Source organism: Rufibacter ruber (genome assembly GCF_014138425.1).
In the GTDB taxonomy this organism is placed as follows: domain Bacteria; phylum Bacteroidota; class Bacteroidia; order Cytophagales; family Hymenobacteraceae; genus Nibribacter; species Nibribacter ruber_C.
Map to the genome: position 1 here is coordinate 327,735 of NZ_JACJIQ010000005.1, position 12,345 is coordinate 340,079.

Below are 12,345 nucleotides of genomic sequence, written 5' to 3' on the forward strand. Positions count from 1 at the left end.
TTGAACTCATTTTCCCCAAAACTCTACCTATAAAATCAAACCTATATGGAATACCAATTAAAAGAAGCCAGCGGCAAGCTGGGTATCCTGCTGCCGGGCCTAGGCGCGGTGGCGACCACCCTCATTGCCGGGGTGGAATCGATCAAGAAGGGCTTCTCTCAGCCGGTGGGCTCCCTGTCCCAGATGGGCCGCATCCGGCTGGGCAAGCGCACCGAGAACCGCCACCCGCTGATCAAGGATTTTGTGCCGCTGGCCGATTTGAACAACATCGCTTTCGGGGGCTGGGACGTCTATGCAGACAACGTGTTCGAGGCGGCCGTCAAGGCCAGGGTGCTGGAGCCCATGCTGCTGCACGCCATCAAACCCGAGCTGGAGGCGCTCAAGCCCATGAAGGCGGTCTTCGACAAGGCCTACGCCCGCAACCTGGACGGCGAGCACGTGAAGCAGGGCGCCGACAAGATGGAGCTGGCCCAGGCGCTGATGGAGGACATCCGCTCCTTCAAGCAGGAGAACGGCTGCGACCGCCTGGTGATGGTGTGGTGCGGCTCCACCGAGATCTACATCGAGGAGTCGGAGGTGCACCGGAGCGTCGCCGCCTTCGAGCAGGGCCTGCTGGACAACGACCCGGCCATCGCCCCGAGCATGATCTACGCCTACGCGGCCATCAAAATGGGCGTGCCCTTCGCCAACGGCGCGCCGAACCTGACCGTGGACATCCCCGCCCTGGTGGAATTAGCCAGGGAGCACGGCGTGGCCGTCTCGGGCAAGGACTTCAAGACCGGGCAGACGCTGATGAAGACCATCCTGGCGCCGGGGCTGCACGCCAGGGCGCTGGGCGTGAGGGGCTGGTTCTCCTCCAACATCCTGGGCAACCGCGACGGCTACGTGCTGGACCACCCCGAGAACTTCAAGACCAAGGAGGTGAGTAAGCTGAGCGTGCTGGACGAGATCTTCCGCCCCGGGTCCAACCCCGAGCTCTACGGCGACATGTACCACAAGGTCAGGATCAACTACTACCCGCCCCACGGCGACAACAAGGAGAGCTGGGACAACATCGACATCTTCGGCTGGCTGGGCTACCAGATGCAGATCAAGATCAACTTCCTGTGCCGCGACTCCATCCTGGCCGCCCCGCTGGTGCTGGACCTGGCCCTGTTCACCGACCTTGCCCAGCGCGCGGGCATGTCGGGCATCCAGGAGTGGCTGAGCTTCTACTACAAGTCCCCGCAGACGGCCGAGGGCCTGGCCCCGGAGCACGACATCTTCAAGCAGCTCATGAAGCTGCAGAACACCCTGCGCCACATGATGGGCGAGGACCTGATCACCCACCTGGGCCTGGACTACTACCAGGAGCTGGTGGACACCCTGTAGGGGACTGAGGGTTTAGAAAGTTCTATATGGTTCAGCTGCACAAACTCATCTCCACCGGCCTGGGCATCGGGTACGTGGGCAAAGGCGGGGGCACGGTGGCCGCGGCGGCCACCTGCCTTTGCTGGTATTTCTTGCCGGGCGGCGGGGGTGGGCTTGTCCTCTGGCAAGTAGGCGTCACGTTGCTGATTACCACACTGGGCGTCTGGTCGGCCAATGAGGTGGAACCTTGCTGGGGCAAAGACGACAAAAAGGTGGTGGTAGACGAGGCGGCGGGAATGTGCACCAGCCTGCTGTTCATCCCGGTGACGGTCCCTTACCTGCTGGCCGCGCTGGTGCTGTTCCGCTTCTTTGACATTGTGAAGCCCCTCGGCATCAGGAGAACCGAGAGGCTGCCCGGCGGATGGGGCGTGATGATGGATGACGCGCTCTCCGGAATCTACGCCAATGTGGTTCTGCAACTACTCATTTACGTAAAGCTATTTTAGATGCTTACCTTCTTAAAAGCACAGACAGCCTCTATGGCGGCCACCGTGGTAGACTTTCTGGTCACGGTAGTGGCTGTGGAGTTGTTTGGGAGCTGGTACGTGCTGGCTACGGTGGCGGGCACGGTGTCAGGCGGAATCACCCATTTCTCGCTGGGCCGCAATTGGGTTTTCCATTCGGCTGACCCAGATGTGGCCGCGCAGGCCGTACGCTACTTTGTGATCTGGACCGGCAGTTTGCTCCTCAACGCTACGGGGGTGTACGTGATTACCCACTACACCGGCGTCAGTTACATCATCTCAAAGGTGGTCACGTCTTTGGTGGTGGGAATGGGGTATAATTACCTGATGCAGAAGAAATATGTGTTTAAACAAAAACAAGAAGAGCCGTCAGCAATAGAGGATTTTGGTCTATGGAAACAAGTGAAAAACTAGAGTTGGGGACTTCTGATTTCGAGGTGAAGCAGGCCCCCAAAGAGAAAGCCTGGAAGGTGTTCCTGCAACAGGGCATCTATAAAATTGTCAACCCGTTTGTACGGCTCCTGATCAGGCTGGGCTTTACCCCAAATGCCGTTACCACCACCGGTTTTATTCTGAACATTGGGGTAGCGGTGATCTTTGTGGTAGGCGGTGAAAGTGAGAACCGCCATGACATGGCCTATGTGGGCTGGGCGGGGTTTCTGATCATGATGGCGGGTTTGTTTGACATGCTGGACGGGCAGGTGGCCCGTATGGGCAACATGGGCTCTACCTTTGGGGCGCTGTTTGACTCCGTGCTGGACCGTTACAGTGAAATGGTGATGTTTCTGGGTATTTGCTACTACCTCATTGCCCACCACTATTTTCTGAGCTCATTGGTAGCGTTTGTGGCCATGATTGGATCTATGATGGTGAGCTACACCCGCGCCCGCGCGGAAGGGTTGGGGGTTGACTGCAAAGGCGGTTTTTTCCAGCGGCCGGAGCGGGTGGTGCTGATTGCGCTGGCGGGTATGTTCTGCGGCCTGGGTTCTGCCCTTCTGGGCGGAGACTTTAAACTCATGGTTCCAGGTATTCCGTTCCCGGTATTTGAGACCATCTCTATCTTCACCATTCCGTTGGCCATTCTGGCGGTCTTTACCAATGTAACCGCTTTCACCCGCCTGCGTGAAGCCAAAGAAGCAATTGAGTTGAAGGAAAGAAGGGAAGCCGGATTACGGTAGTTTTTGTTTATGGAATGCCTTCCTCTGTTTTGGGGCTGTTTTCAGAAAAACAGCCCCAAAACGCAAAGCAGCCACTGCTATTTTACTATTGCCCTCTAATACCTTCTCATACTTACTAAGCCACGGAAGTAACTTCCGTGGCTATTGATATTCCCCCTTTTAAGAAGGAGAAGGGGGGATTCCCCCCTTTAGGATTGCCCAAACAAGAGTTTGAAGTAGCGAGCGAAGCTCATGAAGAGGGGTGTACCTGCCGGTCCAGGTTTACCAGAGGTACGGGCACAGGGTACTTGCCCCCACGCATCCCAGATGACTCCCCTCCTGGGAGGGGAAGGGGGTGGGTTCCACACGCCAGCCTCTGCAGTACCGCCTGCTCACCAGACCTGGTAGTGCACACAGCTGCTTTGAAAGTCTGTGCCTTTTCTCCTCTAGGGGTGCGTGCTCAACTTTCTGTTTTCGGCCTGTTTTTCTAAAAACGGCTCCAAAACAGCCCAGACCTTTATTCAGGGCGGAACAGCTCCAGCATGGGTACGCCGTCACGCTTTGGAACCGGTATGCCCAATAACTCTGCCATGGTGGCGGCCACATCTACCTGTGACCTGGTCTGGGTGGCTATGTGCCCTGGCTTCACATCTGGCCCAAGAACCAGCAAACTGATGTGGCGGCAGCCTTCACAGCTGTCTCCGTGTTCTTTGAAGCGGCTACCCAGATGGCGGCCGTGGTCATTGGTGACCAGTAAAGTGGTGGTGTTCTGATAGGTGGGGTGCGCCTGAAGCCATTGCCACAGGTCAAACACCAGCTGATCACTCTGCCTAATGGCCTGCAGATAGCCGTGCCAGTTTCCGGCGTGCGCCTCTGAGTCTGGGCCCCTAAGGTTAATCAATACCAGTTGGGGGGTGTGCTGCGCCAAAAGGCCCTTTGCCACCCGCAGGGTAGTGGTGTCATGCCTGTAGCCGGTGCCAATCCCGCTGTTTCCCGCGTTGACCGCCGGGGCAAACGCCGCCGCCTGGTCTGGGCTTTCAGTTCTGGCCAGGATTTCTAATTTGTCTTTGCTGGCAATGATCCAGGCTTTAGAGGCCGGGGCTTTGGTCTGCTCCCTGAAATAGTGAAAAACAGAAGGGTATTTTGGCTCTTCGCTGCCGTTGTTGCGGAGGCGTTGGTAATGCCCGGTAGTCAGGGCCACGTGGCCGGGGTTGGTATACGTGACGCCCTGGTTGAAAAAACGGGGGAGAAAAACACCCTGCGGGGCCAGCTGGTGCGCCATGAACGGAATATTCTGAAAGCTGGAATCGCCCCAGGAGTCAGAATACCGCACCCCGTCAATGACCACCAGCACCACCTGTTTGGTGCGGTAAGCGCGGGTGGGGGTGAGAAGGGTGGTGGGAGATGAGGTTTGGCAGGCTTCCAGCAGCAGCACGCCAGCCAGAAAAATGAAGAGATAAGTAGAAACGAATCGGGGCATAGAGGGACAGAGATGGATCTGCCCTTTCTACGGATAAAGGAGGTATTTAGCCCGTACTTGCTTGAAATAGGCGAGTTCTTCTGGCCAGCTGGCAATAATGGCTGCCGGTGATTCACCGGCCTGCAGCCGTTTCCGGATGGTATCAGTTTTCCAGAGGCCGTCCATGCGGCTGTCTTTGTACTCCAGCTGCCCCGGGTAAAGTTTCTGCAGGGCGTGAATGATATACACACTGGCTTCTGCTGATTTGAAACGGTTGGGGTCAGTGACTACCATTTGGGCGCCCTGGCAGGTCTGGCCCACAAACTTGGGTGGGTAAATCCGGATGCCGTCTACCACGCTGTCTGGCTTGAACTGCACCGGCCTGAACGTCACGCCTGCCAGTTGGTAACTGTTCAGTTGTCTGGCCAGCTGCTCCCCGTTGATCCAGGGGGCGCCAATAAACTCAAACGGCTGCAGGGTGCCCCGGCCTTCAGACACATTGGTGCCTTCCAGGAGGCAGGTGGCAGGGTACACAGTGGCCGTGGTCAGGTTGAGCATGTTGGGCGAAGGCTTCACCCAGGGCAGACCCGTCTGGTCAAACCACAGCGAACGGGCGTAGCGGCGCATGGGCACCACAATTAATTCCGCTTGCGGGAGTTTTCTGGCGGCGCGTTCCCCGTTGAACATACGGGCCAGTTCGCCCACGGTCATGCCGTGGGTGATGGGGAGGTGGTTAGGGCCAATAACCGGCTGTTTGGCTTCTTTGCCCACGGCCCCGTCTACATAAAGGCCGGTAATGGGGTTGGGCCTGTCCAGCACCATCATCTGCTTCCCGTTTTCGGCGGCAGCCTCCAGAACAGCGTTCATGGTGGCAATGTAGGTATAGAAGCGGGCGCCCACGTCCTGGATATCAAAGAGAATGAGGTCTACATCCTGCAGCATCTCAGGGGTGGGCTTGCGCACTTTGCCGTAGAGGGAGATGACCTTGAGGCCGGTGCGTTGGTCTGTGTCATCAGATACATGGGTGTCTGCTTCGCCCCTGATGCCGTGCTCCGGGCTGAACAGTTTGACCAGCTTTACGTCAGGGCGCGCGTGCAGAACATCTACAATATGGCTTTTGTCTGGCATGACACCGGTATGGTTGGTGAGTACGGCCACCCGGCGGTTCTGGATAAACGGAAGAAACTCTGGCGTAAGCAGGCGCTCTATGCCAATGGTTACCCGCTCTGCCTGCTTTGCCTGCACGTTTCCGGCACTAGCTTTCGCCTCAGAGGGGACGGTAGCGGACGGGGAGCAACTGCTGAAAAGGGAGGCCGAAAGAATCCCGGCAAGGAAAAGGGGGCGGACGAAGCGGGCAGGTTTCATGCTGCCAATATAGAAAATAAAAAATACCAGGAGGCGTGGCGGCACGGCGCATGTTTTAAATTTCTCTTTCCAGCGGAAAAAGGACCAGGGTAGGACCTCCCTTCTCGCTTTTCCTGCCTTGGGAGCGCGGCTCAGGAGCGCCACCACCGTAAGGGAAGCCCTTTACGCGGCACCTCTTCTCCTGCTAGCTCAAAAGCTGAACGTGCTCTTTGCGTTTCTGGCCTGTTTTTAGAAAAACAGGCCAGAAACGCAAAGCGGGTTACAGGCCGTCTCCGTACTGAAAGTGCTGGTTGACCGTGACAGGGAGCTTTCCCTTGGGCTCCAGCTGGCCCAGCACCAGTTTGGCCGCGGCCGCCTGCACGTCTGGCAGCTGCTGATACCCCACCAGCAGCGCCTTGGCCTGGTGTATGTCCTGGAATCTGCTCAGGGTGTAGGCATTGTCAAACAGCACCACCACGCTCTTTTTCTCGCGCACCAGCTCATTGACCAGCCCCCGCTCCTCTGGGGTGAAGCCCAAGTTGTTGCTGGGCCTGATGCTGGGGCCGTAAATGCTGATGAGCAGCAGGTCATACTTGAGGAGTTCCTTGCGCAACCTGGCCAGGGTTTTCTTGTCTGTGCGGCGGGGAAGGAAGAATTCTTTGGCAGGCAGCTGGTTCTGGAGGCGCTGCTGAAAGGTAGTGGTGCGGGTGGCGCCCACGGCCAGGGAGGCAATCTTCCGGCGCTTCTTGTGCGCCAGCGGAAGCAGGGACTTGTTGTTCTGGAGGAGCGTAAGTGACCCTTCTGCCAGCCTTCTCAGGGTTTCATTGGCACGCGGCCGGTGCAGGTCCTGGTAAAGGCTGTCTATCATGATGGGCTGATACTGGTGCAACCCCACCCAATGCTTGGCGGCCAGTACCTTACGGCAGCGGCGGTCAATCTCTTTCTGGCTCAGCCTCCCAGACTTGATGGCCGCTTTAATGGCCGCCAGGGCTTTGGGTACGCTTACCAGACGCTCCAGCACGTCATTCCCGGCTTCCAGGGCCATGACTTCGGCCTCGCCGGGGGCAAAGTACTTGGTCACGCCCTTCATTACCATGGCGTCTGTGAAGATAAGGCCGGCAAATCTAAGTTCCTCCCGCAGCAAGCCGGTGACAATGGGCTTGGAGAGGGACGCCGGCAGATTGGCCGTGGAGTCCAGTTTGGGCATGTGAATGTGGCCCACCATCATGCCGCCCACCCCGCTCTGGATCAGGTGCCGGAACGGGTGCAGCTCCAGGGAGTCTAGCCGCTCACGGCCGTACGGGATCACGGGCAGGTCATAGTGGGAGTCTACATCTGTGTCACCGTGGCCGGGAAAATGTTTGGCGGTGGCAATGATGCCGTTGTCCTGCATGCCCAGCATCTGGGCCAGGCTTTTAGAACTCACGTCTTCCTTGTTTTCGCCAAAGGCGCGGTAGCTGATGATGGGGTTGTTGGGGTTGTTGTTCACGTCTACCACCGGCGCAAAGTTCAGGTGCATGCCCAGGCGTCTGAACTCATGGGCCATCTCGGCGCCCATGCGGTAGATTAGGCTGTCATTGTTGATGGCGCCCAGCAGCATGGGGAGCGGGTACTGCATGGCGCTGTCCATGCGCATGCCCACCCCGTTTTCAGCGTCCATGCCAATGAGCAGCGGCACTTTGGAGGCAGCCTGCAGCCGGTTGGTCATGCTGGCCTGCCGAATGGGCCCCCCCTGAAAAAAGATCAGCCCGCCAACTTTGTACTGTTTCACCAGAAGCAGCACGTCTTTCTCATGCTGCGGGCCCTGGTTAGAGAACACCTCAATCATCATGAGCTGGGTGATGCGCTCATCTGGGGTTAAGGTTTTAAATACAGAGTCTACCCACTTGTCCTGGCGGTTCAGTGCGGTGATGAGGGCGTTGGGGTAGTTGATGGTGTCTTGCGGGGCAATGGGTTTGGGTTTGAACACCACCGTCTCATGCGGGTCCTCCTTTTTCTTGCAGGAAGAAAAAAACAAGCCCGCCGCCAGCAGCAGTAGGCTCAGGCGGTAGAAAATGGGAATGCTGTATGTGCGGTTGATGGGTGGAAACATGGATAAGGAAATGAACACTGCCAACCAAGGCGGTTCACGCAGAGAGTACTGGCTTTTATCCCGTTGGGTTGCGCCGTCATGGTGGTTTGCACCGGTGGTGCAGGAAAAGAGGAACGCAGCGCAGTGGCCGCGCCGCCTGGTGCCGGGCAACGCAAGGGGAGCTCTTTTATAATTCGGTTTTTTCCGCCGTCAGGCGAAAGAGGAAGTGTGCCCTCTGTTTTCGGCCTGTTTTCTGAAAAACAGGCCGAAAACAGAAAAGCTTCCCGTTGAAAGAAAAGGGTGGCCGGAGCGCCTCTCTTTATGGCAAAGGCGTAAGGGAGAAAACGCTGTATATCAAGGAAGCGGCTACTTGTTCCCGGCCGCAGTCTCTTTCTGGAAGATCTCGTCAAAGAACACTTTCATGGCCTGCCAGGAGCGGCGGTCAGCGGTGGCGTTGTAGGCGGCACCTTTGCTGTTGTCTGTCCCGGCCTGGGGGTTGGTGAAGGAGTGCACCGCGTTGCTGTAAGCGTTGAACTGGTACGGCACGTGGGCATCATTCATGGCTTTCAAGAAGGTGTCTACCTCTTCTTTGGGAACAAAGGGGTCAATGGCTCCATGGCAAACCAGCACCTGGGTTTTGATGTTGGCGGCGTCTGAAGGGGAAGGCGTGCCCAACCCGCCATGAAAACTGACCACCCCTGCCACGTCAGCCCCGCTGCGCGCCAGTTCCAGCACGGTGGTGCCACCAAAGCAGTAACCAATAGCGGCTACTTTTGAACCGTCTACCGTAGGCATTTTCTTTGCCTGGTTCAAAGCCGCATTGATGCGGGCGCGCAGCAACGGGACATTGTTCTTGTACTTGCCGGCCTCAGCGCCCGCCGCCTGCGCAGAGGCGGGCCTAATGCCTTTGCCATAGATATCAGCGGCAAAGGCCACATAGCCCATTCTGGCCAACTGTTCACACCGTTTTTTAGTGTAGTCATTGATGCCCGTCCATTCATGTACTACCAGCACGGCCGGGCGTTTCCCTTTGGCAGCGGGGTCAAAGGCCAGGTAGCCTTCTAAGGTGGTGGTGCCTTCTTTGTATTCTACCAGTTGGGTTTTGATCTGCTGGGCTTGGGTGGTGGTCATGGTCAGGAGGGTCAGAAAAAGAAGGAGCAGTGTTTGTTTCATAAATGTGGTTCTGAATTGTGCAGCGAATGTAATGTAAAAAGAGATGTAAGGCAGTTTCAACCAGTAAACCACCGGCTAAGCGCCTGTTGTCGCCTAGAGTCTGTAACGGAAAACGGCTAAGTAATATAGTGGTTTTGAGCTTCAAGCCTGCTACCAACCTGAAACCTTAAAGTGGCAGGTTCGCTCCCTGACCGTTTGCCGCGCAAAGACTGAAAGTAAACATGCGCCAAGGCCGAAGCTCAGAAGGTATAACAAGAAAAGCCGCTTTAGGTTGAAGCTGTTTAGCGTTTGTTTCAGGTGCAGGCTCAAGCGGCGCCTTGTGCCTGCAGGAGAAGTAAGTTTCTGTTTCCGGGCTGTTTTTGGGAAAGTAGCCCCAAAACGCAGACACAGGTTCATACTTGCGCCATGCACGGGCCAGGCACGGCCATACAATAGAAAAGGAAAAAACTCTGAACAGCTTCATTCTTTGTACGGGTACGTTAAAAGAAAGACCCCTGTTTTTAGCCTGTTTTCTGAAAAACAGGCTAAAAACAGGGAGTTGTTCAAAGGACTTCGGTTAAAACTGCACCGAGGCTGAGAGGGTGGGGGTGCCGTTGTACCAGCCGGGCATCAAGCGCCATTGGTGCCGCTTGATCAGGTTTCTGGCCTGGTGATACCCTATGAAAGAAGCTTTGGCCGAAAGATACCCAATGGCGGCACCGGCTACCACATCAGAGGCCCAGTGGGCGTTGTCATGAATGCGGGAGAGGCCAACCAGGGTGGCCACGCCGTAGGCTACGGGCGGCACCCAGCGGGTGTCACGGTACACCGTGGCAATAGCCGTGGCGGCGGCAAAGGCATTGGAGGTGTGGGAAGAAGGGAGGGAGCCGTTTTTTCCGCTTCCTTCAGGGCCTTCAAACTGGTTATTGTGCAGAGAGCTGCTGGGCCGGTACCGTTGAAAGGTATGCTTGAGTTGTTGGGTGACCAACGCATTAAGGTAAAAGCCTCCCAGTGACACGGCCGCCGCCTCCCGGAGCCGGGGGCGCTTGAGCAGAACCCCGGCGCTGAGCAGAACTGCAAAGGTACCGTGTAAAGGAACCGCCCTGCCAAACGGCTCCACCGCATGGGCAATCCCCTTGGTGAACGCCGTCCGTTTAGACTGGGTGAAATCTTTTACAGGCTCATCAAACCATTCATACGCGGCAACACCGGCACCGGCGGTCACCAAGGCGCCCGCCGTACCCAGCAGCAAGGTGCGGTGGCGTTTTGCCCATCCGGGTTGTGCCGGGGCAGGGAGTGTTTCTGCGGTCAAGGCCTGAGCGGTGTCCACTAACTGAACAGAGTCTGCCGGGAAGGTTTGGGCAGTCGCCTCCCCGCCAAGCAGGAGAGCCGGTAGAAAGAACAGGTAACGCATAATGAGTTTATTAACAGTCAGATAGGGGTGGTCTGGTTAGTATAATTAACTCAGAAAAGTTTCCTGAAGTATGTGGTGTGGCCACGTTTTTTTAACACTTCTTGTTTTCGCAGAAAGCTGGCCTGGGTAAGTTCCAGTGGCGGGGTAGGGGAAAGCAAAAAGGGCTGGCTTCTACCTGTAGAAGCCAGCCCTTTGGGGTGTTTTTGAAAGCAGAAGGTTAATTGCCGCCCTGCATCTTTGCCTGAATGATCTGCTGCAGCTCCATCATGTGCGGCGTGATTTTTTCCTGGCCAATCTTGGTGCTTTTAATGGCAATGGTTCCTTGTTTGGCGGCCAGTTTCTTACCGGTAGGGGTGTTGTAGAAAGACGTCATGTCTTTCAGTTCCTTCTCAGTGAACTCATTCATGTACAGCTTTACCATGTCGTCTTTGATGGCGTCCCAGCTCATGTACTTAGAGAAGAAAGCCCGTACCTCCAGCTCAGCGGCTTTCATGGCCGGCACCTGCTCCATCTGCAGGGTGAGCATTTCCTGCACGTTGTCATTTGTGGCCTTAGGGGTGCCCATGGCTACCAAAAGGGTTTCAGCGGCTTTGTAATGGCTGCTTTGGGGTTGGGTCTGTGCCATGGCACTGCCTACTGCTACACACAGCATGACCACCCAGAGGGAAAGTGATTTTTTCATAAAAGGGTAAATGGTTGAAAATTATACGCAGTTAACCGGGCAATGGACAAAATCCGCTGAATCTACTTCTTTTGCAGTTTGGTAGAACCACCCAAAGAAGCCTGCGTAGGAGCGGGAAGGAGCACAAAGCTTGTAAACCGTACCAATTTATCAATTCCCCATGGAAATTACAAAGAGAGACACCGTGTACCAGGGCCATTACCGTTTGCAGGTGTACACCGTGAAAGACGGCGACCAGGAGTTTAAGCGGGAAGTGTACCAGACCGGCCAGGCCGCCGCTGCGCTGGTGTATGACACCCAAAAGCAGAAGTTCATCCTGGCCAAGCAGTACCGGCCGGCCGTTGAGCGCGAACTGCTGGAAGCCGTAGCCGGCATGCTGGACAGTGAAGGGGAAAAGCCTGAAGATGCCATTACCCGGGAGATAGAAGAGGAAATTGGCTATGCGGTAGACAAGCTGGAGCTGATCTCTGAATTCTACCCTTCGCCGGGCGCGTTCTCTGAGAAGATTTACCTGTTCTATGCTGAGGTTAGCCGGCAAACCAGTGCGGGCGGTGGCAAAGACGAAGAGAATGAAAGCATCAAGGCCGTGGAGATGAGCACCCAGGAGCTGTTGGCCCATCGCTTTACAGATGGCAAAACCATTATGGCGGTGCAGTGGCTGAAATTGGCGGGGCTGCCTGCACCAACGAAGTAGCAAATCTCTGCCAGCCATCTCAAAAATACCTCAGGGGGCAAGGGGTGGTTTCTGTTTTGGGCCTGTTTTTCTGAAAACAGGCCCAAAACAGAAACCAAAAGAGCAGCAGATAAAGCAGGTAGGCTGAGGCGGCTTTTAAGCGCATGGTTCCTGTTTCTCTTTGCCGTACAACGCAAGAGAAAGCGCCTTCGCTCACACTTTTCCCCGCCCCGTAGGGCTGCTGCGCGGCACGAAAACTGCATTTGCAGAACTTTTCCGGGGCTCTTCTTCGCCAGTAAAATCATTAGGCAAAACATGCTCTCACCAGGCGGTAGGTGTAAGAGAGGCTTTCTTCACCGAGGCTCTCAGTAAACTTCTCCCCCCTTCTGCTGCAGGAGCCGTTGGGGTTTTTTGGGGTTTTTTGGGCAAAAACCCACCAAAAAAAAACCGGACGGTTTTTTAAATAATATTTTGCACCCAAAGTGTCACCCCCAAAGGGAAGTAGAAAAACCCCCCCAC

At 56.1% G+C, this 12,345-nt stretch carries 11 protein-coding genes; 5 read left to right on the forward strand and 6 right to left on the reverse strand.

Annotation, left to right across the window (positions count from 1 at the left end):
• Positions 1-45 precede the first annotated feature (45 nt).
• Genes FHS90_RS08295 through FHS90_RS08310 form a run of 4 tightly spaced genes read left to right on the forward strand, consistent with a single transcriptional unit; the run spans position 46 to position 3,052 of the window.
• Positions 46-1,371, forward strand: a complete 1,326-nt coding sequence (locus tag FHS90_RS08295; RefSeq protein WP_182512681.1) for an inositol-3-phosphate synthase — start codon at positions 46-48, stop codon at positions 1,369-1,371.
• A 26-nt stretch (positions 1,372-1,397) separates the two neighbouring features.
• A complete protein-coding gene (locus FHS90_RS08300) occupies positions 1,398-1,856 on the forward strand; it encodes a phosphatidylglycerophosphatase A family protein (protein ID WP_182512682.1) in 459 nt (152 codons plus the stop codon).
• Positions 1,857-2,288 carry a GtrA family protein gene (locus tag FHS90_RS08305; RefSeq protein ID WP_066839504.1) on the forward strand — a complete coding sequence of 144 codons (432 nt, stop codon included), beginning with the start codon at positions 1,857-1,859 and terminating at the stop codon, positions 2,286-2,288.
• Positions 2,267-3,052, forward strand: a complete 786-nt coding sequence (locus FHS90_RS08310; RefSeq protein WP_182512683.1) for a CDP-alcohol phosphatidyltransferase family protein — start codon at positions 2,267-2,269, stop codon at positions 3,050-3,052. The genes FHS90_RS08305 and FHS90_RS08310 overlap by 22 nt, the downstream gene beginning before the upstream one ends.
• Positions 3,053-3,548: 496 nt before the next feature.
• Here the strand turns inward: FHS90_RS08310 and FHS90_RS08315 are convergent, their stop codons facing one another.
• The 6 genes from FHS90_RS08315 to FHS90_RS08340 all read right to left on the reverse strand — a co-directional run bounded on the left by FHS90_RS08315 (position 3,549) and on the right by FHS90_RS08340 (position 11,153).
• Positions 3,549-4,511, reverse strand: a complete 963-nt coding sequence (locus tag FHS90_RS08315) for a sulfatase-like hydrolase/transferase (protein WP_182512684.1) — start codon at positions 4,509-4,511, stop codon at positions 3,549-3,551.
• A 27-nt stretch (positions 4,512-4,538) separates the two neighbouring features.
• Positions 4,539-5,855, reverse strand: coding sequence for an exo-beta-N-acetylmuramidase NamZ family protein (locus tag FHS90_RS08320; RefSeq protein ID WP_066839506.1), 1,317 nt, complete (start codon positions 5,853-5,855; stop codon positions 4,539-4,541).
• Between the two features lie 259 nt (positions 5,856-6,114).
• Positions 6,115-7,926, reverse strand: a complete 1,812-nt coding sequence (locus FHS90_RS08325; RefSeq protein ID WP_182512685.1) for a glycoside hydrolase family 3 protein — start codon at positions 7,924-7,926, stop codon at positions 6,115-6,117.
• A 345-nt stretch (positions 7,927-8,271) separates the two neighbouring features.
• On the reverse strand, positions 8,272-9,078 hold the full coding sequence (locus FHS90_RS08330; protein WP_182512686.1) for a dienelactone hydrolase family protein: 807 nt from the start codon (positions 9,076-9,078) through the stop codon (positions 8,272-8,274).
• A 556-nt stretch (positions 9,079-9,634) separates the two neighbouring features.
• Positions 9,635-10,471 carry a phosphatase PAP2 family protein gene (locus FHS90_RS08335; RefSeq protein WP_182512687.1) on the reverse strand — a complete coding sequence of 279 codons (837 nt, stop codon included), beginning with the start codon at positions 10,469-10,471 and terminating at the stop codon, positions 9,635-9,637.
• A 217-nt stretch (positions 10,472-10,688) separates the two neighbouring features.
• Entirely contained in the window at positions 10,689-11,153 is a 465-nt protein-coding gene (locus tag FHS90_RS08340; RefSeq protein ID WP_182512688.1) for a DUF2059 domain-containing protein, read from the reverse strand.
• A 160-nt stretch (positions 11,154-11,313) separates the two neighbouring features.
• Between FHS90_RS08340 and FHS90_RS08345 the strand changes: the two genes are divergently transcribed.
• Positions 11,314-11,847, forward strand: a complete 534-nt coding sequence (locus FHS90_RS08345; protein ID WP_182512689.1) for an NUDIX domain-containing protein — start codon at positions 11,314-11,316, stop codon at positions 11,845-11,847.
• Positions 11,848-12,345: the final 498 nt, after the last annotated feature.